Consider the following 25577-nt stretch of genomic DNA (forward strand, 5'->3'; position numbering starts at 1 on the left):
CATCAGAAGCCGCCGCTAATGCTTAGCGTGTAATGCCACTTGTTGTTCACCGTGTCGTACATGAATGGGAAGTACTCGATCTTTCCGCCCCCAATAGTTCCGTTTGGTAACGAACCTGTTGCGCCAGCGACAAATTGAGCGTTCCACGCAAGCGTCTGTGCGTTGGTGCACTTCAACTTGAAGAGCAGTGACTGCCCGTTTGTTGGCGTTCCGGTGTCTGCGTTGATGGTGAGCGTGCCTGCTACCTGCGTGTTCAACTGATACAGCACATCGCAGTTGTCGGAATTTGGAGTGATTGAGGTCGCGTTGGTCGCCGTCGTTACGCGCTTGGTGATCCGCTTGTTGGTGAAGGTCATCACCGCCGAAGCGAGTGCGACCAGGAGCGCCGCGTAGGTGAAATAGTCGTTACCGCTATTGTCGAAGATGTTTCCGGCGACTTGCAGGTTGCCGCCGATGGTCACGTTGCCCGTGATACTGGTGGTCGTACCGTTCCCGGAAACTACAAGCGATGTAGTCGTAGCTCCTCCACTGATCGTAAGACCTGTAGTGGTCGAGCCACCACCAATCGTTGAAGAGGCATACCCTGTAAGGCCGCCATTAAACTGTGTGAGCGTCGATGTTGCGTTCCCGCTCAAAGGGAATGGGTACCCAGATCCCCCGCCGGAACCGCACGCTACGCCTGTTGAATTGAGCTGCCCAGTAGCAAACGTGGCGCATCCATCCGACTTTCCCGTGATGGTGAGATTCGATCCCGAGGGGATAGTGACGTTGCCCGAGCTGTCGATTGTGGTGGTCGCTGTGCCGCCAAAATAGGCTTTGGTGAATACTGAAAGGAATGTTGACGACGCATTTGCGAACGACTGCAAGCCAGTCCAGGTGTTCGCGGTCGCTAGATTAATGCCCCAGTTACTTACCGATGCGCTGCCGTTGTAGGAAGTTCCTGACAATGTCGAGTCATGTGAGAGGGAATTCAGACTGCCTCCAAGAGCGACGCCCGAGATCGTTGAATTTTGAAGTGCCGTATTGGGAAGATTGAGCGAGGAAGAGGCGACGGTGTAGAGCTTGCTCGCCCCGTCTGTGAGAACAATCTGGCTCGCCGAAAAAGGAGATGTCGTTGCGAGACCACCCCAACTCACTGTGTTTGCGGAAAAGAGAATAGGCCACGTGGCAGAGATGGTTGCTTGCTTATTATTGAAGGTCGTCCAGTCTGCGGCAGTGAGACATCCGAAAATCGATCCGCTGGCAGTTGCACATGAAACAGATCCACCGCTTCCGACCTGCGTAAAACTGCCGGAAAGCCCAGAACCGGCCGTGAGTGTTGAGGTTGCGACTCCATACGCGTAACCCCCGAGAGACGTTGAGTAGACAAGCAGGTTGCTGTTTGAGAGCGGCGTCGAAGTGGAGAGGCCAGTACCACCGCCAGCAGAAGAAATCGTGACGGGAGAAGACCCGATGATAGTGAACGATGAGCACGACGTGTTCCCCGAGCACGACGCTGTCGTGGTTGCGACTTTGCCGAGTAGAGCGGGTGTAGCTCCGTTCGATGTCCAGTACGCAAGGTAGCCGGGGCTTTCTGCTGTGGACGTGGAGACATTTCCTGAACCACCACTACCACCACCTGTCCCAATTCCTGTCCAGGCTCCGCCAGCGTTCTTAAATTCTATAGATCCGCCGTTGTCGCGGAAGCCGTACCCACTCGATCCGGAAAGAACGTTGAAGTTTATGTAGTGATTGGTTCCTTGAAGGAGAATGTCCCAACCACCTGGGTTGTTCGGTTGGATGTAGCTTGTCCCGCTAAAATTCACCCAGTCGATATTTGTTCGCGCAGCGGAAGCAACGACTGGAAACATGAGCGCGATACCGAGAGCACTGCATGTGAGGAGGCGCTTGATCATATCCTTACATCGGCCACGCTTCCCCGAGCGCGTCGTATTTGTTCCTGAGTGAGTCAAGGAGCCGGGCGTAGTTCTCTTTATCAGTCTGTACCGATGCCCGTTCCTTCAAAAAATCATCGTTAATTGTCGAATTTGCAGCAATTGCAGCGTTGAGATCGGAAAGTGCCTTCGTTGCATCGGCGACTGTCGAATTCTTGGCGGCAATATCGATGTCGAGTTGGGTGGATTGCGCCTGCTTCGTATAAATCTCGTCCGTAAGCGCGTCACTTTGTGCTTGCAGGTCACTGAGAGTCATTTTCCGTTCATCGAGTGTTGTATTCGTTTCCGCGAGTTGCGCGCTCAAGCTATCGCGTTGGGTGGTAAGGCCCGCGATCTGTGTATTTAGGTCGGCAACCTGCTGCTGAAGTCTCGCGACTTGCTGCGCGATAGGGTCGATCTGCTTCTCGAGATCGGTAGCCTGGCGTATGAGTGAATCAACTCTTGTCTGGGCGTCCTGTAGCGCCTGTGCCTGCGAATCCTGCGCCGCTTGCACAGCAGCTTCGCCGTCAGCTTTCGCTTTATTGACGGCTGTAAGCGCCGTTTGGAGATCGGCCTGTGCGGCACCAACTCTCATCTGTAAGTCGGCGAGTTCGCCGGTACAACTTGCCTTTGCCACGGTAGCGGCATCAAGCTCAGCTTGCGTCTGTGTGAGTTTGGTCTGGGTATCGGCTACCTGCGTTGTTAGAGTATCAAGGATCGTCTGTTCGTGTTCCTGATTTAACCTGATCAGATTCAACGCATCATTGCCGTCGTTGACCTGCTTATTTACCGCCGCGAGCTGACTTTGTATCGCCGCGATCTGTTCTTGTGTAGCAGGCATAGAATTACTTGATTATCTGCCAAATAGTGGCCTCACAGACGTATAGGTGCTTGTCTGTCGCGTTGTAGAAGATGGCTCCGTCGATTACAGCGTTGCAGGTTGTGGTCGATACGCTGTATGCGCGCAGTGTTCCTGATGCGACATCAAGAGCAACAGCTGGCGAGCTAGTGCCTAATCCAAATTTGCCCATAAACCATCCTGCCCCCGTCGATTGGTTCGCATTAAATGAGTACGCGGTATTAGAGGCTGGCAAGCCAGATACGTATGTCGGGGTCGTCGTGGATGTGAACGTGTAGTACGCATTTGGCGCGCCGCTCGTCGACGTCGCTGCGAAGTACTGCAAAAACGCTTGTGGTGTTGAGGTCGAGAAGTAGACGCGATATCCCGTTGCTCCCTGCACAGCGCCCCACGTAAGCTGAAGTGCAGAACTGCCGATTGTAGTTGTGCCGAGCTGATTGCCGCCGATTGTTTCACCCTGGCCGTCAAGTGCAGTTACTTCGAAATAGAGTGTTCCACCTGCGGTGATTGAACCGGAACCCGGTGCTGTCGGAAGCGAAAGGACCGGGGCGGGGAGGTTTACGTAGAGTTGACTATTTGGAAAAAGGTTCGACACCAGTGGCGTTGCAGTGCGAGCGGCAAAAGCGAGAACAGGGATCGCCACGACTGCTGCGATGCCGACTGCGAATCCTTGGATGTGCTGTCGGGTTATTTGCATACTACGTGTTGGCTACGCCCTTAAACTTCACGTTCACAGATCCTGCAGAGTAGTTCGAAACAACTGCACCGACCCATTTGAATGCGTTTGTATTCAACTCGAGATTTCTAACTGAGGTAACAGTAGTCGAAATGATCCCGGTTCCGCCAGCGATCGACGAGCCGTCGATCTGGTCAACAACCTGGACGTAGCTCCACGGATTCGTTGCAGAAGCTGCATTAGCGAAGTTGGGAGCCGTGTCCGCATTCGAAACGACGAATTGGATCGTGCCAGAGAATGCCGACTGAGCGACCTCGATCTCAACGTTTCGAAAACTCTCCATGTTGACTGGCGTACAAGCGCCGTTTGCTGCCTGTGCGCTGAACGCTATTGTTTGACCTGTGTATTCCCTTGACATATCTCGTTGTGTTGAAGTTTGTAATTGATTCCCCCTGTCCGGCTCGCGGGTCGATTCGTGAGCCGGGAGAGAGAACCAAGAAACCTAGAAGGTGCTCGCAGCTCCGGCGGTGACACCTGCAGCTGCTGAGTATTTGTTGTTTGCAACAAAACCTGCAGCGGCAACAACAGGAGCAGTACCTGAAGGTACGTTGATGTTGTTACTCGAGATGAACGGAGTGCTTGCTGCCGCAACGGCGATGGCCTTCGTGCCTGTTGCGATGACGAAGTTGTTGTTGAATATTAAGCCACGCAAGACAGTTGCTGTGTTCAAGATGGATTGAGTCATCTTGCCCGCGAAGTAATTGTTCTGAATGACGATATCGACAGCGCCTTCGTACTGGACTTGTGCAGTCGTTGTCGTACCTGAGTTGGTTGCCGTGCCGAGGAAGCGGCACTGGTTGACTACCAAGCGGTCAGACGTAGCTGCGGTCAAGATGCCGAGCGCAGCACCGATTGTGGCGGTGTTGGTCGTAAAGACGCAGTTTTGGAACTTCACGTCGCTTGCAGTGACGTTGACCATAGCGGTCTGGTTGTCGATGCCGCAAACGAAGTTTACGTTTTCGATCCACACGTTTGCTGCAGTGACGTCGAAGCTTGCTCCGACAGCAGTCGTGAAGGTGAAGGTCGGCACGAGAGTACCAGAGCCAAGACCAACGACGCGAACGCCTGCGACCGTGACACCCGATCCCGCCGCGGCAGTGATCGTTTCTGTGTGGCCTGGCGCGAGGACGATTGTGTCACCGCGACTGGCTACACAGGATGCCAAGGCGAGTTTCAGTGTGGTGTAGAGCATCGGCGTACCATCTGGGTACGAAACGCTTGCGTACGAAGCTTTAATCTCGCTCTCGTTCGTAATGCCCGATTTCGCGACCAAGAAGATGCGCCCCGTCATCGGGTTATTGAACGTCACGTTACCCAAGAGGTTTTGGAAGAGCGCTTCTCCATGAGGGCTCTGTTGTGGTGTTGGATACATAGATGTGAGGTTTATGGGGGCCAGCCCGCGCCAGCCCCCACATTAATAATGTTAGGAAACGGGGCAGGATGCGAGCAAGCCGCGAGGTGTTACAACGCCAATGCCGTAGGACTGGCGGACGTTGTAGTACCAAATGTCCTTGTGGACATCGATGCCGTTACCCACGGTCGACGGAGTGAGGTTCACACCTTCGAAGTTGATGAAGTAGCCCTGCCAGCCGAGCAAGCCGGCGTTCGCCGCCACGACGAACCACCAGTTTTTCTTGGTCGAATCCGGTGCACCGAAAGCGGTGGTCGCGAGATTCTGCAAGATGACGTGGCGGTACTCGTTCTGGTGCGTGTTCTGAACGCCAGAGTTCGTCTGCGTGTTATCAGACATAGAGCGGATAAGCTGACGTACTGCGTTCACGACTGTTGCATTAGGACCAGTGACGATTGTGTTGAACTGCATCACGCGCTTTTCGCCGAAGTTGTTCATGATCTCCGTGGTCATCATTGTCTGCGCGAGCTCCAATGCTCCTTTGGAGAACAAAGGATCGCCGGAGAGACGAGAGCTGTAGGTGCTCGAGGAGAACTTGAGCGGGTTCGTCGCATATGCGAGCGGGTTGCCGGTTCCCGTGGTCACGTCGACCGTGTCGCCGTCACGATTGACGTACGAAGACGAGGTGCAGAACGTGAAGCGGTGGGTAAGGTCGAGCTCGACGCGCTGAGGGCAGTAGTTCGGCAGCGAAGTGATCGCCGTCATGACTTCTGTGCGCTTGTTGTAGTAGCGCATGTCCCAGGTGATTTCCGCTTCTTTGCCAATACGGTTCGCCTTGATGGACTTGAAGTACCCAATTCCAAACTTGGCCTTAGCCGCATCGACTCCTTGGTATTTCGCCGATGCGTAGGTGTCGATGTCGTACTCCTGTGCGACATAATATTCACCTTGGGCGCCACCCGGGTTTTCTGTGATAAAGAGCTGCTGAGCTTGCGGAACGATGAAACCACCAACCGCGATGAAGTGGCGGGTCGTGATGTCGGTCAATTCCTGGAACGTAGCAGTGTTGAGGAATGTCCCCTGGTTCTCTACGTTGAATGCTGGAATTACGTCGGTCATATTGTAACTGTTAGATAGCTATTAAGAGCTGATAGACGACTATGTACTGGACGGTCGAGCTTGACTCATTGACATGATCTTGAACAGACCTTTGCCAGTGCCGGTCGATGCGTCAGATGTCGTGGTCGTTGCTGAGATGAATCCAACACAGAGGAACACGAGGCCTTGGGCAGTGAAGCCCGCACCTGCGGTGCTCGATCGCGTGTTGCAATCGATGAGAGAAGCATTGCCGCCCATCTTGAAGAATTCACCAACGTCGGTCGCGGCGAATGCCGTCGAACCACCGTTTGATACGTCGATTTCCCATACCTGGTCGAGTGCGCCCTGGTCGACGAGGATTGGACGGTTGGAAGCGTAATCACCGTCGGTCGATTGGATAGTCTCCTGACAGACGCCGAAAACGCTCGGGTCTGTGGCGACGAGAGGCTTGATAAAGCCCGTTGCGGCGTCGAATGTTACAAAAGAGCCGACAGGAAAGGCAGTGGACGCCTTCTTGGGAGCTTTGGTGAGGTTCGACTGACCGCTTTTGCGGATTGCTGACATATATTTGGTAAGATTAAAACTTTTTAAAACAAAAAGACGCGCCTTGCGGCGTGTCTTCTCCCGATTTGTCGCGCAGGTGGGCTTCTGCGATGTTGAAGACTTGATAGCTATCCTCTTGCGAGGCTCGCGCGGCGCTATCGTGCCATGCGACTGATTTTTGAGAACTGTACCGTCAGTATGAGGCACATTTCACGCAATCCTAATCGAGCACCTGTGGAAAACTAGAGAGCCCCGGCGAGGGGCTCAATAGCTTTACCGCGGAAGATTGCTATGCGTTCAAGAACGCATCCAACTTGCCCATTGTAACATCGATGACATCGCCAACGCCGAAGGCTTTGGCCTGGGCGCGAGACATGCTCTCCTCGATGCTTTTCTCCGTTCCAAGTTGTAGTGACTGGAACGACTGCATGATGGAATTGACGATGTAGCGCACGTCGATCGCCGACATGTTCTTATCGGCGAAGAGTGCTTCGAGATCAGCCTTGGCAGCTTGGAGGCTCTGCGCGGCTGTCGCAGTGTCCCCAAGCTCCGCATTGGCCTTGGCGATGATCGCAAGGACAGCGCGGGCGGCCTCTGCATAGTCGACCTGGGTGTGAGGTTCCGGGTAAGCGCAATGCGCAAGCACCTGGGAAAGCCCCGTAAGGCCTGAGACCACGTATTGGAATGCCAGCGGGACGTCTGTTGTGATATTGAGATCTGCGTCCAAGAAGCGCTTGATTGTAGCGAGTTCGAGGGCGTCCATGTTGAACGAGACACCATCCTCGGGAATGAGCATGGTTGTCATGTCCTCGAGGATACCTTGGGCGACCGGCTGAACCTTGTCGGTCTGCTGTTTGGCGAGATCAGGTGCGGCCGGACCTGCTTCTGGCGTGGTCTTTGGTGCTGGTGCTGGTGCTGGTTCTGCGGGAACGTTCGTTGCTGCGGCGCCTGCTGCCGCTTGGGCGTCTGTTGCTGCCTGATCAGGCTTTGCTTCCGGCGCTACCGGTTCCACGACTTCAATGGTGCCATCGGCGATGAGGCCTTCGATAGCATCTGCTTCTGCAAGCTCAGCAGACGAAAATATTTCACCGGCTTTGTGATCGCCCCAATCCTTGAGCACTTTGTATGCTGTTTCATTGTCCATATTAACCGCAGATGTTAGCGAACTTCGAACTAATGACTACCGGGTCCTTCACGCCTGGGATGCTGATGGCGAGCGTGTTGTCGAATTCCTCCGTCCAACCATCGACGTGTTCACCAGTGAGCACGTTGCCATGCTTCGGATCATAGATAACGACGGGGATCACCTCTCCGGTAGGTTCCTTGTGTCTGTTGATGCTTTCTTTTTCGATCTTACACACGACGGACTCCGCGTTGTACAGGTCGAGTGTGCGCACCTCGAATGCCTGCATGTTGCCGTCGGCATCCTTTTCATGCCCAAGGAAAATAACCTGCATGTAGTCGACGAGCTCCGGCGCAACACCTGAGCGGTCAACTTTCTGGTACGAGCCGCGCTTGGTCCACCCGACCACGATGCGCTTGTCTTCAGGGTCGCCATTGAACGGAATCTTCTTGAGACGCACGACGCGGAATGCTGGCTCGAATGTCTTCTTCTGACGCAACGGGGTTTCACCAACAGGAGCAGCTGTCTCCGTTGCTGCCATTAGGCCTGCGATCTTTGCGTCCTTATCTGCATTCGCGATTTCGAGACTGGAGAGTTTCTCCATGATCTCGGTGAGCTGCGCTTGTGGTACTTCGACTGTCTTTTTGTCCTTTTTCGTTGTTTCGTCTGCCATAAAAGTTAGATTTTAAGCCCCAATTCCTTGGCACCACGTTCGATGCGCTCGGACGGCTTGTCTGCCGCGTTTTGGGGTTGCGGCGGCTGATAAGAACCATTCCCTCCCGACGATGCGAGGAAGGATGCGACGCTCGGCTCTGACGGTGCGATTGCTCCGAAAGCTGCACGAACGCGAGCCGCGATCTCTTCCGGCGTCGTGGCCGGCAGATCGATCTTAGCGTACATCGCTTTCGTCTTTTCAATGAGCGCAGCATCGCCTCCGCATTGCGCACTGATTACAGCGTCGATCTTTGATTGCTGCTGCTCGTTCTTAAGCGCCGCGATATTCTCGTTCGCTTCGTTGAGCTGCTTTTGAATCTCGTACTTTTCTCGTTCTGAGGTCGAGAGCTTGGCTTCCTGTTCCTCGGTGAGCTTGCGGAAGCGGCCGAATTCACCGGATCTCTCAGTTAAAAGCCCTTCCAGGCGCATCTTCTCGGCCTCGGCAGCCGCAAGTTTTGGATTCAGCTCGGTGCTTATGGCATCCTTAGCTGCTGTCTCACGTGCTGCGACTTCCTCGGCTGTATAAACGACAATCTTTTCTCCATTCTCTCCTTTAATCTCCATTGTCATAGTTGATGTTGTTAGTTTGTAAAATCACTCCACGCTGAGATGCGGATCAAAACCGCCTCCCAGCTGCGTTCTCCTCTCGTAGAGAGATGATAATCGACCTACCTTCTCTTTTAAGAGCGAAGAAACGGCAATGAGGGCACGGGCGTACATGTGTCCAAGAACAATTTGCTCCTGGCTGCCCATTGGCTTTTTCAGCATAGCAGACGCGTTGGTGTTGACGATCCAGTCCATGAGGTAGTGGAAGTGCGGGTCTTTGTGGTTGCGGTGGCCGAACATCTCCATTTGGATGCGATCGGGCTCGCTCAATCCATCTTCGGGCTGCTCGCGTCGTTCGTCGAATACGCCATTGAAGTTGCGGAGGAGGGGTTCGAGCGGGTCCTGCTGCGCGATGATACACGCAACGCGCCTGTCGACTTCCTCAGGCATTGAGGCCAGAAGCCGTTCATATCGATCGGCTCTGAATTTCACCAATTTTTCTAGCTTCGTTAGCTCCCGATCTCGATCAGGTGACAGAAGCTGCGCGATTCGGTAGCGAAAATCTCTTAGCATGTCACTTCATGACCGCAGCAACCTGCGGCATCGCACCTCGGGCGGCGTTTGCTATGGTCTGTTTCGGGTTGCGCCCCATAGGAACGGGCTGTGGAGGCGTTGCAGGCGTTTGTTCGAGTTGGGCTGGCGTACTAGGCTGTCCGGCTTGGGCGGCTTGCTGGGCCTTTTGCTGGTCCTGCTGCAGTTCGTCCTCTGATTTGAACCAGGTGTCGAAGTCGTTGCCGGTCTTTTTGACGAAGAGGCGCTTGAGCTTTTTCACCTGTAGCGAGTCGGCGCCGAACATGGTCTGGGCATCGGTGAGCTGCTTGGCGAACATCATATACGATATCGGGTCTGAATCGTTGGGAACCGGTGTGCTCGTAAAGCGGATGCGCAAGCGGGCGGTGGCGAGCATTTCCGGGTGGACATACTTAATGTCGATCTTTTTGCCGCCGTTTTCCTTCTCATAGTCCATCTGCTCTTGGAGAACGTCCATCGAGGACATGGTGGTGTCTTTAGTGAAGGCGATGCGCTTGGTCATGGGCTCGCCACTCGCGTTGTCGCTCTGAAGGTGAATGGTGCGGTAGAGCTCGGTGATGCCGTTTTGCTCGGCGTCGACACGGGTGTCGATCGCTTTGGTCCAGTTCCTCGAGATATTGTAGAAGCGAAGCCAGTTGAGCTGGTTCTTGCCGGACATAATCCCAGTGAGCATTCCCATGAGCTTGAGGGATTGTGATTTCATGCCGTTGAGTGCGGCTGTTGCCGATTCATCGAATTGCTGTGGGTTTTCCATCCCCTGGGAGGTGCGCTCCACCGAGTTTTTGTCCAATTCTTTCTTGAACAGCTCGTACATTTGGAAGTCTGCCGGCGTCGCGCCTGTGTAGTTGGGCAGGACGGGGAAGATATCACCTTCGCGGATCTGAGAAATGATGGTACCGGAGTCGTAAATCTCGTCGCCGAACATCTGCCCGCTTTTGTTCCCGACTGTCGGACGTGCCTTCTGCTTGAACATCCAAATGAAGGTCTTGATGATCATGTTTTCGACATCAGCCATGACACGCATCTTGGCCGGCTGCGGTTTCGAATATGCAAAATCATGCATCGGTTCGAAGTCGAACTTAGCGAACGGGATGGCTCCGCTCGGTGAGACCTCGGTGAGCGGAAAACCTGAAATGAGTGTCTTTGTTTCACCGTTTGGTAGGGTGATGTCCTTTTCCATGATCGGCAGCATGTCGATGCCGTTGATGGTGAGAGCAAACTCGTTCGCTACCGGGTCGTAGTAACGGATGATCTCGCAGTAGTTCATTGAGAGCGGCCTGAGGGTCCAGGCAGCGCTGAATGTGCCTTGCGTGATTTCTTGGCTGAACTGAACGGTTTTCGGGACGTATTTCCACATGTCGAAGTCGCCGAAAAGCTCCTTTGCCTTCTCATAAGGCTCGTACTCAGCGGTGAAGAAGTACGGCTGGCCTTGTGGTCCGTTCATAAAGTACTTCCGGATGTCACCGAAATAGCACTTACGTAAGTCCCAGAGCTTTGCCTGGCACTCCACACTGCCTTTAACACGCTTTTCAGTCCAAGTTGCTTTGGAGCTGCCTATCTTGAAGTCCTTGCCGCACTCTTTGATGACTTCCCAGCGCTCGAGGACACTGTCTTCGACGAGCGCAGTGCCAAATGTGACCGTTGAGCGATAGATCAGTGTGTCTTTTTCCTCCATCTGCTCGATCTGGAATGATTTTGTCACCAAATCTTCGGCAAGCTCGGCCAAATCCTCGCTCGGCTGGTCGTTGTCTTCCTCGTAGGCTTCTGCCATCGGTACGAAGTCGTACTTTTTGGCAAATGCGACCATTGAGGTGTCCTTGTCGCGGACAGTTCCGGTGTTGATGGAGGTGTCTTGGGCATTTTTGCGGGGAGCGACGTACTGATTGTCCATGTTCAGCATCTGGTCGTACCATTTGAGGAACGACATATCGTCAAACTCGGGGTGCGGCGCGTCCCGGGTGTCGCGTGCGGAGATGAACCGTAAGCGGCGCATCTGCTGGTACTCGATCATCGCTTTGGAATATTCTGGCTTCGGCGTGTCTCCGCTCTGCTCGTTGATGTGGAGCGTCTGGCTACCAACGACTGGAGCTAAAACGATCGAAGTATCAGTGCGGTTGGGCATAGAGAGGGTAGATTAATAGGCTCATGATAGCATGAGTTTATTTTGTCAACCGACCGGGCTGTGTGGATCGAATTGCTTGGGTTGAATGCTCCCCTGCGTTCCGCTCTGCGTCGTATCGCGGCGGTAGAACAACATCGATAATGCATCGGCCTTGTTCGGAGATTTGAAGCCAAGCTTGAGCATATCGACCTTGCTCATGATCTGAATCCGTCCTGTATTCGTGCGACGAAAACGGATGCTCATCAATTCTTCTTTGAGGCCCGGACTGTCCATGATCTCGCCACCAGCTCGGCACCATTGCATGAGGCGGTAGTAGAGCATCGCGCGGATGTTCAGGAACTGCTCTTTATCCTCGTCGTCCTCACATGGCTCCCCTACGTTGATAGGAAACACGCGCCAGGGCCGCTGCTGCTTTGCGGTCATTAAAGCGATTTCTTGCCCGACGTTCGCACCGCTCCCGAGGTTGTCGATCACAAAGTCATAGGGATCGATCTGATACTTATCGCAAACGGTGAGTGTGCGGACTGCCATCGACGCGGGTGTAGATATTTGCTCCGTGGCGACGATAGCCGCGCGCATGCGGTCTTTGATCGCCCACTCACTTGTGTCTTGACCCTCGCCAGAGGCGTCTAATGCACCTTTTACTTTCCCAACTGGCTTCCACTGTTGATCAAACGGGACAATGTGCAGGTCGCGCTCATTGAAGAGCTGAACGTAACCCTTGTCGTCGAGCGTCCCCTCGTCTGGGAAGCCACCAAGCACCTGGACGCGGTACTGAGGCGAATCCTTGCCGTACGTCACCTCGACGGACCGCAGGAATTCCTGGTCGACAATCGGGGATTCCTCAGAGTTGAACGTGAGATTGACCCATAGGGCGCTCATGCCGCTTCGGTGCGAGTCATAGAAGTAACCCAAGGAACGGATGCCTTGGGAAATCATGATGAAAAGGTAATTGTTGTTCGTGAGGGAGCCAGAGGCTGCGTCGAAAATGGCGTTGCTTTCAATGCCCGAGGCCTCATCAGCAATGAGCATCTGATTTTGGTGGTGTGCTCCGCTCAATGTTTCCGGGGATTCCTTGGAGGCGGTGATGGCTCGAGCAAACCACGTCTCAGGCGACGCTTTCATGCGTATGTAAGTCGCCTGCCAATCGTAGAGCTGCCCGATCTCCGAAGGCATCTTCTGAATCCAGCGCGACATCTCAGGCCAAAGCACCGACATCAAGTTCTTTTCAGTCGGGCCAGTCGCGGTGATGAGGGATTCGTAGCAGAACAGAAACCAGAGAATAAGGATCGAGATGCCGGAGCTCTTGCCGGTGCCGCGCCCAGAAACGATACTAATGCGTCGCGGGACTTCCCCTCTCAACGCTTTCTCAATGGTGAGGAAAAGAAGGTACTGCTGCCACGTGACCTCGTGGCCTTTGCGGAAGGGCTCAAACCAGAATGGGCGTACAGACTTGCAGAATTCATCCCACGCTTTGTCCTGAAGGAGCAGCCCGAGTTCGAATTGCGCTTGAAACTTCGGTCGGAGACGCTGCGGCGTGAGATGGAAAACAACGCGCACCCAGTAGAGCGGCGACGCCCGCATTTGCCGGTAAGTCCGCAGATCCTCATCCCGCGCTTGCATCCTCTTGTTGTTCGGCACGGCGTGCCAATAAAGCTAAGGGAATGAGCGGCGCGTCTGGATCGCCTTTGAGGGTCGTGCTGTCGCCGAATTTCTTGGGAAGGACTTTTGAGAGATACCACTTGCGAGTATCTACCCTGAGACGCGAGCGCTGAACATATTCAGGATTGGGTCGCGTGATGGTCAAAGTCGCAACATCGCCGTCCTCATCATCTATGCTGCCGGATCGCGCCACGGTCACTTGTTTGTAATCTTGCGACGAATCATCTGCGATCTCCAGCAACTCCTCAAACATAAGTTCGGCTTGGATATTTCTGGCTTTCTCGTACTGCTCCCAAAACGGTTTGCGTCTTTCGTCAAGTAACCAACGAAAGATAGTCGATGCTGATGGCATCTTCTCGTCTTTGACTATCGTTCTGACACTTTCACCTTCTGCAATACGCTTACAGATCCTGTCGCCGAGGGCTTTCGTGTAGACAGAGGGTCTGCCTCCGGTCCTCTTCGCATTCGCCATATATCCCGATTATACACCCAACTTGTGATCCCTGAGGCGATACCCCCGCCGTTGGGGAAAGTAGTTAAAAGAACGTGGCAACCCCTGATTGACACCGTAAGAAAATGCCGCGATTTTTCATCATTTCAATTGGTAGGGGGAAGCTATGGACCCGTCATCCTTAAACAGTGTTATCGCTACAATCCTGCAGACGAAGCCAGAATACATCCTCATGGCTCTAACGATTGTAATGATGCCAGTGCTCGCGATGGCGACGATAGTGCTCAAGAGGCAGCCATATGACGAAGAAGATAGGCACAAACTTATTTCGGAGCTGTTGAACAACCCCGCTGTGCAGGATCGAATGAGAGATCCGAATACAAATCTAACTGAGTTGGTGGAGCAAATGGTGAGGCTTGGTGCGCCGTCACCGACACCGAGTCCGGTCGGAAGGCCATCGGGTGTAGGGTTTTGGACCAAGGTAAGTCACGACATCACCTGGGATGTGTCGGGGATAATTGGGCTCATCGTGACTGTGGTGCTGATGTTTATGGTGGTGTCGAGATCGTTCGGGGACATGCCACGGGAATTATAGCCGGGTGGACCACGATCCTCGGCTTCTACTTCGGCAAAGCAACGAAGTAGAAAAGGAGCCGGTGGGACCTGCAAGGGCTGTCGCCTTGAGAGGAGAGAGGAGGAGACATCCTGGGCTATTGGCTATTCACCCAAAATCCCACCGGCACGCCATAGATAGCAAAAAGGAAGCCCTGCACGAATACAGGGCTTCTACGGTAGTCAGTGAACCCGATGACAAACACCATCGATAACCTGGTGAAGGTCTCTGGTGAGATCCGGGCGCTCTGCCACTTTGCCGGAGAGGGCGAAGGTTGCCGCATTCAGGAGTCTCCATGCTGTTTTAGCCCCGTAGTCGTGACTTGGCGTCTCCCATTCACGAACAACGTCACCGATCCGTTGTACTCCGATAATGTCGCGACGATACATATCGAGAATTGCATGGTCCGCCGCCATGTCGGTCAATGGGGTCTGTTGGTAGGTTAGAAGTTTCTGATTTTGGGCAATTCGCTCGGCCTGGAGAGGGGCGATAATATCGCCAAGAAGTGCGGGGAGCTCTCTTTTTGCCCTTGCTGTGTGTTTCCTCTTGATGACATGCGTGCCCATGAAAGATAGATTCGAGCAGACGAAGACTTTCGAGCCGAACGCAACGCCGATTGGGAAACTGCGATCGTTCGAATTTCGCAAGCCTAAGGTGTCCGCGTAATCTCCATATGAGCTTCGAAGGGTCATGAGTCCGAAGTACCGCATCCCCTCGTGATCGATTGCATGGTGTTCCTCGATGATTTCATGGCCGTGATAGTTCAACGTGAATCGAACCATTTCCACCAGCTCATGGTGAGGAAGCGGAAGATGAGTATCAGTGGCGGCTGGTACAGGCACGGCGCGGAGCTGATCGTAGGTGACAAGCTCACCGCCCGAGTGGAGATTGAGCGTCATTTCGTCCTCCTTTGTGTGAAAGAGCGCTCAACCAATCATACCATCTCTGCCAGTTCTCCCTTCAAAGCATCTTGAACAGTCCTGATACTGAACCCGTAGGCAAGAGCGATATCTTTTCTAGTAGCGCCTCTTGCGAAGAGCCCCCTCATCGCACTCAACAGTTCCGGGGTGAGTGCTCCTTTTCCACTTCTTCGTGGTGGTGGTTTAATGAGACCCATTTCCCACGCTAGTTTCGAGTTTTCGGCTTGCGTTACCCATTCGAGATTTGCTGACCCGTTGTTGGTTTTTACGCCATCAATGTGATTCACATGCAAAGTAAGATCGGTTCGCGGGACGAATGTCTCTGCGACGAGCCGATGAATCTTACGACTGCGAAACTTGCCGTCCTTGTAAAGAAATGCAATCAGGTAGCCCTTGTGATCAGGGCGGGATTGCAGAAAATGTGGTGTATGCGGACGCTTTCGAGACGGTTTATATGACCGCAACCGTCCTTGATCGCTTATCTGATAAAGACCTTCATACCCTTCGATCCACCTCCATTCTTCCATACGGATTACGCTCTTACTGCGGCACCGATAGCCATCAATGCCGCAACAAGAACGGGCTATCTGCTATGTCCTAATCATACCATGATTAGCACCATGAAGACCGCAAGGAAGACCATACCAATAATCGCGTAGACCTGTGCGGTCTGTAGAAGCTCAAGTGAGTCTGGTGGCGAGTTCTGTTCTACGAACTGGGCGATGACTCCGGCTGATGGCCCGAAGATGGCGACGCCAGCAAGGCAGATCCAGCACATTCGCATGCTCCACGAGACTATAAGCCTACCTGAATCAGATCGTCTATCGAGCGTGCAACGACATATCGGCCGCCATGCGTCTCGATTTCTCTGCCAAGCTCTTTTTGATCGTCAGATAGTTTGCCCTTTTCCGCCTTGACTTCAATCCCGATGAACTGGCCGTTCCGGATTAGGCAGATATCGGGCCATCCGCGCCTGGTGTATTTCGGGAGCGAGCGATGGATGCCGCGTGCCTTGTCGAAAACCGGCGTGTTATTGGTGCGCGAAAACAAATAGCCCTTGAGTGCAAGGTAGTCGCAGATTGCTGCTTGGATTTCGCTCTCTCTACTCCTTTGCATTCCGCCCGACGCAATAGTGAGGGTCGCGTGCGAATGACCTTTGTGCGTCTGGCGGAGAAATAGACCACCGATCTTACGATCGGGCGGAATGTAAGGGAACTCGGATCAGTATAGCACGCAAAAAAAGACCCGCTGGAAAGGCTCTCGCCACATCAGCGGGTCAGTTTAGCCAGTGCGCTGCTGGCTCTTAGATCTCGAGCACCACCGGATAATCCGAGTAGGTGTACTCGGTGCCGTACTGGTAGGTGTTCGCCCGTAGCTTCCCGACCAGGAAGCCCATGGTGAACGCGATGCCGATGAAGATGAGAACCATGCCGGTCGAGAAGTAGTACCGCAGTCCGCTCTTGTAGGTGGTCAGATTGGTCATGTGGCTCCTCCGTTTCCGAGTGATGTCTAACTACCATCATGACATTCCAGAGTGGAGTCTGCTGGCCGAGAGAGTGGAGAAACATGACGAACCAAGAAGAAGCCTCACAGAAATGTGTGAGGCGTTCGCGTTGGGACTTGCATGTCCGGTGGCCCGAGAGCACGGCGCGTCCGATGCAACGGGTCGTATCCGTGCTGCACCTCATGAGTGGGCAGCGATGAGTTTGTTTAAGCGCGACGAGAGAGCAAGTTGATCGATTTAGTGGGCGCTTCTGCCGTGCTCAATTCTAACACGTCACCGCACGTTCCTGCATCGCGGCATCGGACCTCGGGGGGTCATGATCACGTCGTCTTGCGAACATGGAATAACCCCGCCCTGTTGGGTTGCAGGGATGCAGCTCTGGCTCTCGCGATTAAAAGCGTAACCGGGATTGCAGACGGGAATGTATTCTTGTCCCCCGCCGTCCATCTGACGTGAGAAGCCGCCTCGAGGTGGGCATTTGGTGACAGACCAACCGTTTTGATCGAAGGTCTGAACGCAGCCCTGCTGCGCCTGAGCTACCGTACTGAATAAAGTAATGAAGACCGCTAAAATGAGTTTCATAGAACAGCCCCTACGTGTGAGGGGCTGAGTCTAGCTCAAGCGACGCGCTTTTGTCTATTGATCCACCGCATGTACGCGGCGGGATCGACGTCGGTGCACTCGAAGATCGAGAGGCAGTAGGCGGAGCAGAACCGCAGGGTCTGGCTGTGGTGCCGGCGCCGGTAGCTGATCAACCCGAATGCGGTAGTGCGGCAGCTATTGCAAGAATAGCGAACGGGGAAATGTCGGAAAAAACGCATGGGAGCCTCCTTTCACTCCCTAAATTGTACCAAGAGGAAGCCCGACCATTTCGGATCGGGCTGTGCACTAGACTACTTTGAACATTGCGCGTTTCGCTTCAGGTGTTGCGATCTCGTCCTTCTTTGGACTGCTGAGTATTGCTTGCACCTGCTCGATGACGCTCTTGTGGAAGATGAAAGGTACATCTTCATCCGGGCTGATTGCGAGGCCGCAGTAGCCGACGAGCGTGCCATCATCCATGCGGATAGGGACACAAACACGTCCAGCCATAGGACCACGTTTCGAGTAACCAAGACCGAGGGCCGTGCAGACGTCAGCGGGCATTCCCGCCAATCCGAGTACTTTATGGTCAAACTCAAGGTGGTCCAGGGCTGCGATACCACGGTCCTTGAGCGCCTGATTGACCGCGCGTTCAAGTTTCTTAGGATTGCCGAAATGGTCGACGAGCATCTCGGCGGCGCGACGTACGGTGACCTGCTTCACGTGTGCGACAAGTGCGAGCTGGTCGCCGGAGTGTTCGGGCTTCAGTTTGCCATCGACCCCCTTGTGGGTGCTTGCCCAGCATGAAAAGCCGGTCTTCTCGCCGCTGACGGTCACGACCAAACAACGGTCATCACCTCGGTTGCATGCGGGGCACTTCGTGCGAAATTCCCCGCCCTTCTGGGTCCAGCTGAGGCCCAGGAAGTCTTTTGCTTGGTGCAGTGATACGTGCTCTTTCAGCTCCTTGAAATTTATTTGATCAGCGGACATCTGATTCTCCTCTCTCAAAAATCTGTCCGCTTCTCATTGTAACCCGAATAAAAACCCCCGGACATTTGCGTCACGGGGGCTCCGAGAATAACGAGTGGGAGGGAAATACTCGTCATCCTTGGGGGCACGGTCAGCGTCACTGTTGCTCGGCGATCCAAGCCTCAGCGCGTTGAAGCACTTGAATGGCGTTGTGGATGTCGGCGTGGCCGAGCTGCGGAGTATCGTCGTACGTACCGTCATCCTTCTTGTAGCTCTTGGCAACGACGGTGTTGTAGTAGCCGTTGTTGCGCCAGATGGCCGCTTTCACGAAGCCGATCTGAAACTTCTTGACTGGTGTCACTTTCTCGTCAGCCATGATGAATCCTCCTCTCTTGGCTAGCCGAATTGTACCACGCTACATGTCAGCATCGTTGCCGGGGTGGTGATCGGGATCGACCGGACCAAGATCATTGTCGGGATCAGGATCGTCATCGAAACCGATGTGCTTCTCCCGCTCTGTATTCACGCCCTTGGACTGGTAGTAGTCGATCTCGAATTGCGTTGGTTGTGGTGCACGCTCGCCAACGACAGAGCAACCGCATTTCTCGCAGCTCGAGAGTTTGCTAAACCACTTGTCCTCGTCCCATACAGAGTTGCAGCAAGTGAATCGAATGAGGGGCATGTGTCTCTCACTTCTGTTTCGGCTTGCGCGGCTTGCGCTGGCCGTGGAGCATGACCTTCACCTCGCTCTCGACTTCAGCGGAGAGGGTCTTGATCTCCGCGTCAATTTGGGTGCGCTGTACTCTCAGTTCCTTGATGCGCTTCAGCTTCTCTTCCACGTTCTCCTCCTCTGAATGTAAACGGCGGAATATTCCCGACGCGTAGGTACTGCGATGTCGCGAACCAGCTCGTGAGCGGCGGGATATGCGTGACGTGACGCGTGAAGTGCCGGACAGCGCCCTTCTTCGTCTTCCACTCATATTTCAGGAAGCCAAATTGCTTCGCGTAGCGATGTGGATAGTTGTTGTTGTCGATAGCTATCTTCAGTTGCTTGCTGGCTTCTAGGTAGCGGCCTGGTCTGCTCAGAATGAAAACAACCATCAGGTCTTTGAACTGGCCGGTATGGATGAGCTTCAGGAAGTTGCATATTTTCTCGTAAATCTTCCGGTCCTGCTGCTCCGTGCCCATATCGATCTCGACGGCGGCGAAGTAGCCAAACATGCGGAAGAATGGACCGTCGGGACGGAAAGGAACATCAGGTTGCGTAGGGACGACAATCGGCTCGTTGAATTCAGACGAAGCCATTTCGATGGAAGCGAACGTGATGGACTCGAGCAATTTATGTGGCTCGGAATCCCGGCTGAGGCGGACGGGAAACCCATCTAGCTCCAGCTCTGCAATGCCTTCGCGACCTAGCTCCCAGACGAACTGTCTTGAGAGTGGTTCTCCGAAAACAAACGCTTCCGGAAGATCTATGTAGTCGTAGGCGCGGAGGTCTTCGAGCCGCTCCCGAGATGTGCGTGGATGAGTGCCGCGGCCAAGAAGCCGAAAGATGTAGCTGGTTGGGAGATAGCGGTACCCCCAGGGCTGTCGATACTTAGAACCAGGGGCAAAGAGTTTGCAAATCTCTAAGTCAGAGTCACGGAATTGAAAGCCATCCCGTTTGAGGGGCTTTGTGTATCTGTCGCGGATCAGGGTTTCCATACCGAATGTGTGGGTATTCCCGGCGTGCACCGGAAGATGCGCTACCTCGTAGGTGACGCACGGTGCACAAGCCTCACACTCAGTTTATCACGTCACCAGTGACGTTCGTCGTCCTCAGGTCGCTTGTCTGCTGAATCCAGCCGCCACGCTTCCATCTCTTCAGGGCGAGGATTCAGCTTCACAATAGGCTCGTCGTCTGATGGAGGCGGTTCGAAAGAATCGGGTTCGCCGTACTTATCGAGATCAGCCATGGTTACCCGGACCTTGATGCCGCTCTTCACCACGTCACGAACGTACATGATGAATTCGCCGCGGCGCAGCGCGTGCATCTCCTCGGGGGTGGTTCGAAGGGACGGCGCGAGTGCTTTCGCTTCCTGGTCAGAATTGGCAATTCTGATTGCGCAATTCTGGAGAGCCGCAAGGACCCGTTCGGACTGGATTTGGGTCGTATTCTGATGCGCCAACGTGAGAGCGATGTTCTGAGACCGGCATTCCTGGATGATGGTGGGGACCTTCTCGTCTTCTGAAATGACGGACTGACACTCGTCGATGTAGAAGAATACCGGATTCTTCTGCTGACGTTTCCTGCCGCTGCGCCGCTGGGCACCGGCTAGTACCTGTGCCACAAAAAACCGGCCGAAGAATTCGGCGCCCTTGTCGCCGAGGATGTCTTTGGTGTTCTTGATAAGGACCAGCGTGCGCGAGTCCATGGCCTTATCGATCTGAAAATCTGTCTTCGTTGCGGTGAGCATCGCGCGCATCGCATCATCTTCGAGCAAAAGCGAGATGCGCTGGATGACTTCTCTGCGGCGCCCACGGATGTTCTCGCTCTCGTAGTCCTTCCTGAAGAAGTCTTGAAGATCTGGCTCCATCTTCTCGATGTAGTCGGCGAAGTGCTTTGAATCCCACATGAGGATATTTCGCACTGTATCCAGGGTGGGATTGGGAAAGACGGTAATGACAGCACGTATGACGCGGCGGAACAGATACTGTTGCGTGGGGGTGAATTTGAACTGAAGCAAACCCTCGAAAATGTACTCGAGCAGTTCCACGGTCTTATTGATATCGGTCTTCGGAATATCGAGCGGGTTGATGCCAATTGGGTATTTCGGGTCGATAACAATGGTGCGGCCTCGCAATTCTGGCCGATCATAGAATGGCTCGATGAGGTCCCCCTTGCTATCCATGAGGATAACACATGCGTCTTTTTGCAAATCCTGGTCGATGAGCGCGTGAAGCAATGTCGTCTTACCGCGTCCTTGCGGTGCGACTATCCAGGTGCCGGAGAAACGGGGGGTGTCGAACAGGTAGAACGGGAAATCGACGTGAAACCACCGATCGTACAAGGTGTGCTTGGTAATGTCTTCCTTTGCGGCTTGATTTGCCAGCACCTGCGCGCGCACGGTTTGCATCGCGTCGAGCTCAATGAGTTCGGGGGCAACAACCGGAGAGGCGACAAGGCTCATGACCTTGCTCGGATTGCGCAGCACATCGATAGCGCGCACTGAAAAGGGGGATGGTGGCGAGCGCGTGGTATTCTCGTTCACCAGATACTGTTTGCCCAATTCCATACAAAAAATGAGCGCGGAATTGATGACGGACGTGCATATAGCGTCGAGGACCAATTGGGGATTCGCGAGTTTTTTCTGGAAAGCAATCAACCGGTCTCTGTATCTCGCTTGCTCGAGCGGACTCCACGCCGGATTGAACTCTGGAAGAGAATCAAACCCTTCGTCCCGATAGTAGTTGACGAACGTAGCTCCGATCTCGGTCGCAAGTGGGCCGGGCGGATACCTTCCCATGGCGCTGTGAAAGCGCTGATGGAAGCGATCGATCCAGAGACTGATAGCTTCGTCGCTCGTCGGTATGCTTGCTGTGGCTGCCGAAGCCGCTGTGAGCGCCTGTAATTCTTTGGTGCGCTTCTCAGCTTCAGCTAAATGGTTGGGGCGTACTTCTGAGTGTCCGACTGAGGAGTGATAGATATCAAGAACGAAGTCGTACAGTAGGACGACTGCTTTGAAGATGGCGCGTATGAGAGCAATTGGCAGAAGAAATATGATGGCGAGGATGTTGAGGATGTCGGACATCAATACTTCAGTTCAATGGATTGCGACGAGAGCGCAGCCTCGTAGTATTTTAGTGTGGCCTTGAAAGAAGGGAGGTACTTTTGCCGTAACTCGAGTACGTATCTGTAGGCAGCATGTGGGCTATCGAAAGCGCGCTCCATGGGGTTGAGCATGTAATCACCCATGGTTGTCTGTGAAGAGGGTTCGACAGTGACGAGGTCGAGATGATTGTGCTCGTAGACGAGCCTTTCGACTTCCGTCAGTTCTATGAATAGCTGGACGATGAATTGTTCGCGGGTGACTGGCACTTCGCGCTCGCGGCGGCGAAAGATTCCAGTTTCGACGATGCCGATTTCGGTGACCTGATCAGTTACCTGCTCGATGCGCACGTCCACCGCAGCCCCCCGAAGTCAAATGGGCTGGAGCAGTGTGCACCTGCCCCAGCCCTAGCTCCCTTGCGAGAGCCGTTCACGTGACTAAGTGCGGCAGGGCTGATTGAGCCACTCAACTATGTCCCGGCGCCGCCAGATCGGGTGGGTCGAGCGGTGCTTACCGGGATTGATAATCCCTGGAAAAGCGCCGCGCTTCATCCAACGCCAAATCGTAGAACGAGACCAGGGAAGGTTGAATTTCTCTTTCAGACCTTTCCAGTCAACTACTGCTTCGTCATCCATGCTCAGCTCCATTTGAAAGGAGCCGTCCATGGACGGCGGGTTCAGTCGCCGACGTCCAAAGCTATGACAATCGGAGGATGTGCTGCAAGAGAGATTCGTAAGCCTCTACTGCGTGTCGCTTTTCATCTAGGTAAGCGTACCTGTCATAAATTACCTGCAGCGGTCCACGAGCAGAGATGTGGTTGAGGAGCATCTCCGCTATGTGCGGTGGCACTTTGAGGCGGGATAGGTTGGTGCGATAGGTGCGGCGGATGTCGTGCAGGGTCCAGCCGGTCACGCCAGAGAGTTTATCGAGCAGCTTCTTGCTCTTCGACCATCCATTGAACGACTTTTCTGATTTCGTCCTTCGTGCGGGAAAAATCAGCGAGTTCTTGCTCTGAGTAGCGTCCACGGCTGAGGCCAAGACGTCGGCAGTGCGGGCAGAAATCGGGATCAGAAGCTCCCTGCCATTCTTTGTGATCTCTGCTGGCAGACATAAGGTTTGTTGATTATGCGAGTAGTACTCGCTTCGTAGTGCTGCACATTCTCCTCGGCGCAGACCTGTAAGGATTAAAAGTTTTACGATTGTTGCGAAGTGTGCGGGCAATGCTGGGGCGGATGGACTCGAACCACCGTTCGCGGGTCCAAAACCCGTTGTCCTGCCATTAGACGACGCCCCAATCTCACAAGCTCGCCAGATACATTTTAACTCGTCATCGGAAAGGATGCGAGCGCGGGATGTTGGTTTCGTACCTTCGATCCCGTCCATAGGATTTTCCGAAATGTACCGACGACGTTTGCACCAATTGAAAAACGTCCGACCGACTCTGATCGAAGCGTTGCGTTCTGGGTTGGTTTTGATCGCATTTATGCGTCGCAGGATTTCGCCATGGGAGACTTCACCGAGCTTCCCTTGGAAAGGGTAGTGACGATCGAGACGGTCTTCGAGGTCCTCGACCGTGCTCTGTTTCCGGTTCTTCCGCTTCTCGGCCAAGAAGCGTTCCTTGGCTGTCTCGAAGCTGATGGTGACGGGAAGGGTTTTGCCGAGCGCTCGCTCTGCAAGGATGCGTCTGGCCTGTGTGCGAGCTTCTGAGAGGGTCACAATGCCGTACCTGCCGAGAGCGCGGCGGCTGTTGTGGAGCTTCAAGATGAAGGTCCGGGAACCACCACAGCTCACTCGAATGCCGAAGGACGGGATCGTGCTGTCCCAAAAATCCCGCTGTCCCTTTTTTGGGATGGGCAGCGATCGGATCGTGGCGTCGGTGAGATTGCTAGGCACGTCCTAGGCACTCCCAGATGTTGGGTGCGGTGCTTCGGAGTGTTGCGCCTTGGAGAAGAAAAGGCAAATATTTTTAAAGGCTTGGACGCACGGTGGAGTATGGTGGCGCACGCTGAAGAAGCTATTTTTCGTTTTACAAAACCGCTGCTCTACCGCTGAGCTAAGCCGGCCACTTGCTGGGAACCGCGGGGTTACCGGCTTGCGCCGGCGCGTCCGCTTGTGCGCGGTCGCAATACCAGACTTGTCCGGGAAGTGCCAGAACTTGGAAGTGCCAGAACTTGGCTGCAGCGTTCTGCCGGCATGAAACAGGCGGCCCTCGGGGCCGCCTGAACCAATTGCCTGACTGCGAACCTACTGGCAGAGGTGCCGGCGGCCGTCTTCGCCCTTGAACCAGGTGCCGGGCGTGCAAACGAAGCCGTTGCGCTGGGCGTAGCTGCGGTGGTCCCAACCGCGATTGTCATAGGCGTAGCTGTTGTCCATAGCGCGGAACGGAGCGGTTGCGATTGCGCCCGCCGTGCCGACGGCAGCGCCGGCGACCGCGCCTGCCGTATCGAGCGGCCAGAATCCCGACTGTGTCTGATCATTCACTTGCCGGTGGGCCATGTGCCGACGGCGATAGGCGCGATCATTGGTCGGATTGCCGGCGCCAAGATTCTGGCAATTGGGATCCTTGAAGGGTCCCGTGCAGCGCGCCGAATTGTCGGCCGTGGCTTGCGCGAAGACCGGTGTTGCCAGCGTGGTCGCGACGATCGCGGCCAAGCCCAGAAGCTTCAGGCTCGTCATGGCATTCTCTCCATGTTGTTGAGACCTGTGCTAAGTGCGCCGTCTGGCAGTCGTTCCGCGGTTTCTCGCATGCGGGGTCACATCGACGTGAGCCCGCACAGGATGTGCGGCTTTTGCCACGCAACCTGGCGCATCCGCACCGGTGCGAGGGGTTTGCGTGCCGTTAACGTTTCGCTAGTGCGCCCGGCAGCATTTGAGCCGCTATCGCCCCTTGTGTGTTAGGCTTACCGGCATTTGGTGAGGGAGCCTTAACCCTCTGTCCGTCGTGATCGGATAGGTTGTGAGCCGGATAACCGGGATCCTTCCATGCGCGCATCCGCGCTTGCAGCCATTCTGATCGGACTGCCCGCGACGGCCTTTGCCGGCGGCGGTTTCGATATCGTCATTCCCGGCCGTCCTGGTGTGCCCATCATCATCAACAACATCGATGCGTCCTACACCGTCGTCGAAGGTGTCTGGGGCCTGGGCAAGGGCGTCCAGGTGCAGCCTACGATCTATGGCGGGCGTTACGTGACGGAGCGGCAGCCGACCGATGTCGGCCATTATTATCCGAGCATGGGCCTTCAGCCCGGCTATGGCCGTCTCGAGGTCGAGCCGCCAGCGAGCCGCAAATTGCCGAAGCCGGCGGAGAGCTATCACCAGAGCTGGGGCGCCTCATCCGCGCCGCTGCCGCCGCAAATGGATGTGCCGGTTAATCCGTCGCCGGTGATCCTCGCGCCTGAGATCAACGACCGTCCGCGGCGCCCTCGACCACGGCCGCATGCAGCAATGCCCGGCAAGCCGCCGGGTTAAGAA

The 25577-nt window shown here is 54.6% G+C and carries 30 protein-coding genes, 1 tRNA gene and 1 pseudogene; 3 read left to right on the top strand and 29 right to left on the bottom strand.

Translation table 11 applies throughout. From position 1 onward, the window contains the following. Nucleotides 1-2: 2 nt before the first annotated feature. The 13 genes from JJE66_RS33755 to JJE66_RS33815 all read right to left on the bottom strand — a co-directional run bounded on the left by JJE66_RS33755 (nucleotide 3) and on the right by JJE66_RS33815 (nucleotide 13730). Entirely contained in the window at nucleotides 3-1895 is a 1893-nt protein-coding gene (locus tag JJE66_RS33755; RefSeq protein WP_200520086.1) for a hypothetical protein, read from the bottom strand. Between the two features lie 4 nt (nucleotides 1896-1899). Continuing rightward, nucleotides 1900-2754, bottom strand: a complete 855-nt coding sequence (locus JJE66_RS33760) for a hypothetical protein (protein WP_200520087.1) — start codon at nucleotides 2752-2754, stop codon at nucleotides 1900-1902. Nucleotides 2755-2758: 4 nt separating this feature from the next. Next, on the bottom strand, nucleotides 2759-3415 hold the full coding sequence (locus JJE66_RS33765) for a hypothetical protein (protein WP_200520088.1): 657 nt from the start codon (nucleotides 3413-3415) through the stop codon (nucleotides 2759-2761). 535 nt (nucleotides 3416-3950) lie between these two features. Beyond that, nucleotides 3951-4826, bottom strand: a complete 876-nt coding sequence (locus JJE66_RS33770; RefSeq protein ID WP_200520089.1) for a hypothetical protein — start codon at nucleotides 4824-4826, stop codon at nucleotides 3951-3953. 105 nt (nucleotides 4827-4931) lie between these two features. Further along, nucleotides 4932-5978, bottom strand: coding sequence for a hypothetical protein (locus tag JJE66_RS33775; RefSeq protein ID WP_200520090.1), 1047 nt, complete (start codon nucleotides 5976-5978; stop codon nucleotides 4932-4934). 39 nt (nucleotides 5979-6017) lie between these two features. Further along, entirely contained in the window at nucleotides 6018-6707 is a 690-nt protein-coding gene (locus JJE66_RS33780) for a hypothetical protein (protein ID WP_200520091.1), read from the bottom strand. 82 nt (nucleotides 6708-6789) lie between these two features. Then, entirely contained in the window at nucleotides 6790-7644 is an 855-nt protein-coding gene (locus JJE66_RS33785; protein ID WP_200520092.1) for a hypothetical protein, read from the bottom strand. Nucleotide 7645: 1 nt separating this feature from the next. Then, nucleotides 7646-8296 carry a hypothetical protein gene (locus tag JJE66_RS33790; RefSeq protein ID WP_200520093.1) on the bottom strand — a complete coding sequence of 217 codons (651 nt, stop codon included), beginning with the start codon at nucleotides 8294-8296 and terminating at the stop codon, nucleotides 7646-7648. A 5-nt stretch (nucleotides 8297-8301) separates the two neighbouring features. After that, nucleotides 8302-8907 (bottom strand): hypothetical protein, encoded by a 606-nt coding sequence (locus JJE66_RS33795; protein ID WP_200520094.1) that lies wholly within the window; start codon nucleotides 8905-8907, stop codon nucleotides 8302-8304. 24 nt (nucleotides 8908-8931) lie between these two features. Continuing rightward, on the bottom strand, nucleotides 8932-9456 hold the full coding sequence (locus JJE66_RS33800) for a hypothetical protein (RefSeq protein WP_200520095.1): 525 nt from the start codon (nucleotides 9454-9456) through the stop codon (nucleotides 8932-8934). Between the two features lies 1 nt (nucleotide 9457). Then, nucleotides 9458-11596: a hypothetical protein gene (locus JJE66_RS33805; RefSeq protein ID WP_200520096.1), complete on the bottom strand. Its 2139-nt coding sequence runs from the start codon at nucleotides 11594-11596 to the stop codon at nucleotides 9458-9460. Between the two features lie 45 nt (nucleotides 11597-11641). Further along, a complete protein-coding gene (locus JJE66_RS33810; RefSeq protein WP_200520097.1) occupies nucleotides 11642-13219 on the bottom strand; it encodes a hypothetical protein in 1578 nt (525 codons plus the stop codon). After that, nucleotides 13203-13730, bottom strand: a complete 528-nt coding sequence (locus tag JJE66_RS33815; protein WP_409362860.1) for a terminase small subunit protein — start codon at nucleotides 13728-13730, stop codon at nucleotides 13203-13205. Before JJE66_RS33815 ends, JJE66_RS33810 begins: the two co-directional genes overlap by 17 nt. A gap of 145 nt (nucleotides 13731-13875) precedes the next feature. Here JJE66_RS33815 and JJE66_RS33820 point away from each other — a divergent pair, with 145 nt between their 5' ends. After that, nucleotides 13876-14304 (top strand): hypothetical protein, encoded by a 429-nt coding sequence (locus JJE66_RS33820; protein ID WP_200520099.1) that lies wholly within the window; start codon nucleotides 13876-13878, stop codon nucleotides 14302-14304. A gap of 200 nt (nucleotides 14305-14504) precedes the next feature. Here JJE66_RS33820 and JJE66_RS33825 read toward each other — a convergent pair whose 3' ends face one another. The 14 genes from JJE66_RS33825 to JJE66_RS33890 all read right to left on the bottom strand — a co-directional run bounded on the left by JJE66_RS33825 (nucleotide 14505) and on the right by JJE66_RS33890 (nucleotide 23400). Next, nucleotides 14505-15221 carry a DUF932 domain-containing protein gene (locus JJE66_RS33825; RefSeq protein ID WP_200520100.1) on the bottom strand — a complete coding sequence of 239 codons (717 nt, stop codon included), beginning with the start codon at nucleotides 15219-15221 and terminating at the stop codon, nucleotides 14505-14507. Nucleotides 15222-15256: 35 nt separating this feature from the next. Then, nucleotides 15257-15769, bottom strand: a complete 513-nt coding sequence (locus JJE66_RS33830) for an NUMOD4 motif-containing HNH endonuclease (protein WP_200520101.1) — start codon at nucleotides 15767-15769, stop codon at nucleotides 15257-15259. A 268-nt stretch (nucleotides 15770-16037) separates the two neighbouring features. Next, nucleotides 16038-16358 (bottom strand): VRR-NUC domain-containing protein, encoded by a 321-nt coding sequence (locus JJE66_RS33835; RefSeq protein ID WP_200520102.1) that lies wholly within the window; start codon nucleotides 16356-16358, stop codon nucleotides 16038-16040. 187 nt (nucleotides 16359-16545) lie between these two features. Further along, entirely contained in the window at nucleotides 16546-16725 is a 180-nt protein-coding gene (locus JJE66_RS33840; protein WP_200520103.1) for a hypothetical protein, read from the bottom strand. A 909-nt stretch (nucleotides 16726-17634) separates the two neighbouring features. Continuing rightward, nucleotides 17635-18318 carry a hypothetical protein gene (locus JJE66_RS33845; RefSeq protein WP_200520104.1) on the bottom strand — a complete coding sequence of 228 codons (684 nt, stop codon included), beginning with the start codon at nucleotides 18316-18318 and terminating at the stop codon, nucleotides 17635-17637. A gap of 136 nt (nucleotides 18319-18454) precedes the next feature. Next, nucleotides 18455-18673, bottom strand: a complete 219-nt coding sequence (locus tag JJE66_RS33850; RefSeq protein WP_200520105.1) for a hypothetical protein — start codon at nucleotides 18671-18673, stop codon at nucleotides 18455-18457. Between the two features lie 39 nt (nucleotides 18674-18712). After that, entirely contained in the window at nucleotides 18713-18979 is a 267-nt protein-coding gene (locus JJE66_RS33855; RefSeq protein ID WP_200520106.1) for a hypothetical protein, read from the bottom strand. A 7-nt stretch (nucleotides 18980-18986) separates the two neighbouring features. Beyond that, nucleotides 18987-19136, bottom strand: a complete 150-nt coding sequence (locus tag JJE66_RS33860; protein ID WP_200520107.1) for a hypothetical protein — start codon at nucleotides 19134-19136, stop codon at nucleotides 18987-18989. Continuing rightward, on the bottom strand, nucleotides 19081-20001 hold the full coding sequence (locus JJE66_RS33865) for a replication-relaxation family protein (protein WP_200520108.1): 921 nt from the start codon (nucleotides 19999-20001) through the stop codon (nucleotides 19081-19083). The genes JJE66_RS33860 and JJE66_RS33865 overlap by 56 nt, the downstream gene beginning before the upstream one ends. A gap of 92 nt (nucleotides 20002-20093) precedes the next feature. Next, complete coding sequence (locus tag JJE66_RS33870) at nucleotides 20094-22088, bottom strand: type IV secretory system conjugative DNA transfer family protein (protein ID WP_200520109.1); 1995 nt, start codon at nucleotides 22086-22088, stop codon at nucleotides 20094-20096. Next, on the bottom strand, nucleotides 22088-22462 hold the full coding sequence (locus tag JJE66_RS33875) for a hypothetical protein (RefSeq protein WP_200520110.1): 375 nt from the start codon (nucleotides 22460-22462) through the stop codon (nucleotides 22088-22090). Before JJE66_RS33875 ends, JJE66_RS33870 begins: the two co-directional genes overlap by 1 nt. Before the next feature lie 81 nt (nucleotides 22463-22543). Further along, on the bottom strand, nucleotides 22544-22741 hold the full coding sequence (locus JJE66_RS33880; RefSeq protein ID WP_200520111.1) for an AlpA family transcriptional regulator: 198 nt from the start codon (nucleotides 22739-22741) through the stop codon (nucleotides 22544-22546). A 61-nt stretch (nucleotides 22742-22802) separates the two neighbouring features. Next, on the bottom strand, nucleotides 22803-23327 hold the full coding sequence (locus JJE66_RS33885; protein ID WP_200520112.1) for a tyrosine-type recombinase/integrase: 525 nt from the start codon (nucleotides 23325-23327) through the stop codon (nucleotides 22803-22805). Between the two features lie 2 nt (nucleotides 23328-23329). Further along, nucleotides 23330-23400: transfer RNA gene (locus JJE66_RS33890), tRNA-Gln, on the bottom strand. A gap of 209 nt (nucleotides 23401-23609) precedes the next feature. On the opposite strand from JJE66_RS33890, the gene JJE66_RS33895 reads away from it, so the two are divergent. Further along, a complete protein-coding gene (locus JJE66_RS33895) occupies nucleotides 23610-23813 on the top strand; it encodes a hypothetical protein (protein WP_200520113.1) in 204 nt (67 codons plus the stop codon). 6 nt (nucleotides 23814-23819) lie between these two features. Here the strand turns inward: JJE66_RS33895 and JJE66_RS39040 are convergent. Both JJE66_RS39040 and JJE66_RS33905 read right to left on the bottom strand, forming a co-directional pair. Then, nucleotides 23820-23999 (bottom strand): annotated as a pseudogene (locus JJE66_RS39040) (hypothetical protein); the annotation flags it as partial. 351 nt (nucleotides 24000-24350) lie between these two features. Further along, the gene (locus JJE66_RS33905) at nucleotides 24351-24782 is read right to left on the bottom strand and encodes a hypothetical protein (protein ID WP_200520114.1); all 432 of its coding nucleotides are present in this window, start codon (nucleotides 24780-24782) and stop codon (nucleotides 24351-24353) included. 306 nt (nucleotides 24783-25088) lie between these two features. Between JJE66_RS33905 and JJE66_RS33910 the strand changes: the two genes are divergently transcribed. Beyond that, on the top strand, nucleotides 25089-25574 hold the full coding sequence (locus JJE66_RS33910; protein ID WP_200520115.1) for a hypothetical protein: 486 nt from the start codon (nucleotides 25089-25091) through the stop codon (nucleotides 25572-25574). Nucleotides 25575-25577: the final 3 nt, after the last annotated feature.

Origin of the sequence: Bradyrhizobium diazoefficiens (assembly GCF_016612535.1) — a bacterium.
GTDB classification, from domain to species: Bacteria; Pseudomonadota; Alphaproteobacteria; order Rhizobiales; family Xanthobacteraceae; genus Bradyrhizobium; species Bradyrhizobium diazoefficiens_C.

Coding starts and splice junctions, on each gene's coding strand:
- JJE66_RS33755 (WP_200520086.1), bottom strand. CDS start 1,895: ATGATCAAGCGCCTCCTCACATGCAGTGCTCTCGGTATCGCGCTCATG.
- JJE66_RS33760 (WP_200520087.1), bottom strand. CDS start 2,754: ATGCCTGCTACACAAGAACAGATCGCGGCGATACAAAGTCAGCTCGCG.
- JJE66_RS33775 (WP_200520090.1), bottom strand. CDS start 5,978: ATGACCGACGTAATTCCAGCATTCAACGTAGAGAACCAGGGGACATTC.
- JJE66_RS33785 (WP_200520092.1), bottom strand. CDS start 7,644: ATGGACAATGAAACAGCATACAAAGTGCTCAAGGATTGGGGCGATCAC.
- JJE66_RS33790 (WP_200520093.1), bottom strand. CDS start 8,296: ATGGCAGACGAAACAACGAAAAAGGACAAAAAGACAGTCGAAGTACCA.
- JJE66_RS33795 (WP_200520094.1), bottom strand. CDS start 8,907: ATGACAATGGAGATTAAAGGAGAGAATGGAGAAAAGATTGTCGTTTAT.
- JJE66_RS33800 (WP_200520095.1), bottom strand. CDS start 9,456: ATGCTAAGAGATTTTCGCTACCGAATCGCGCAGCTTCTGTCACCTGAT.
- JJE66_RS33805 (WP_200520096.1), bottom strand. CDS start 11,596: ATGCCCAACCGCACTGATACTTCGATCGTTTTAGCTCCAGTCGTTGGT.
- JJE66_RS33810 (WP_200520097.1), bottom strand. CDS start 13,219: ATGCAAGCGCGGGATGAGGATCTGCGGACTTACCGGCAAATGCGGGCG.
- JJE66_RS33815 (WP_409362860.1), bottom strand. CDS start 13,730: ATGGCGAATGCGAAGAGGACCGGAGGCAGACCCTCTGTCTACACGAAA.
- JJE66_RS33820 (WP_200520099.1), top strand. CDS start 13,876: ATGGACCCGTCATCCTTAAACAGTGTTATCGCTACAATCCTGCAGACG.
- JJE66_RS33825 (WP_200520100.1), bottom strand. CDS start 15,221: ATGACGCTCAATCTCCACTCGGGCGGTGAGCTTGTCACCTACGATCAG.
- JJE66_RS33830 (WP_200520101.1), bottom strand. CDS start 15,769: ATGGAAGAATGGAGGTGGATCGAAGGGTATGAAGGTCTTTATCAGATA.
- JJE66_RS33835 (WP_200520102.1), bottom strand. CDS start 16,358: ATGCAAAGGAGTAGAGAGAGCGAAATCCAAGCAGCAATCTGCGACTAC.
- JJE66_RS33840 (WP_200520103.1), bottom strand. CDS start 16,725: ATGACCAATCTGACCACCTACAAGAGCGGACTGCGGTACTACTTCTCG.
- JJE66_RS33845 (WP_200520104.1), bottom strand. CDS start 18,318: ATGTCCGCTGATCAAATAAATTTCAAGGAGCTGAAAGAGCACGTATCA.
- JJE66_RS33850 (WP_200520105.1), bottom strand. CDS start 18,673: ATGGCTGACGAGAAAGTGACACCAGTCAAGAAGTTTCAGATCGGCTTC.
- JJE66_RS33855 (WP_200520106.1), bottom strand. CDS start 18,979: ATGCCCCTCATTCGATTCACTTGCTGCAACTCTGTATGGGACGAGGAC.
- JJE66_RS33865 (WP_200520108.1), bottom strand. CDS start 20,001: ATGGAAACCCTGATCCGCGACAGATACACAAAGCCCCTCAAACGGGAT.
- JJE66_RS33870 (WP_200520109.1), bottom strand. CDS start 22,088: ATGTCCGACATCCTCAACATCCTCGCCATCATATTTCTTCTGCCAATT.
- JJE66_RS33880 (WP_200520111.1), bottom strand. CDS start 22,741: ATGGATGACGAAGCAGTAGTTGACTGGAAAGGTCTGAAAGAGAAATTC.
- JJE66_RS33895 (WP_200520113.1), top strand. CDS start 23,610: ATGGGAGACTTCACCGAGCTTCCCTTGGAAAGGGTAGTGACGATCGAG.
- JJE66_RS33905 (WP_200520114.1), bottom strand. CDS start 24,782: ATGACGAGCCTGAAGCTTCTGGGCTTGGCCGCGATCGTCGCGACCACG.
- JJE66_RS33910 (WP_200520115.1), top strand. CDS start 25,089: ATGCGCGCATCCGCGCTTGCAGCCATTCTGATCGGACTGCCCGCGACG.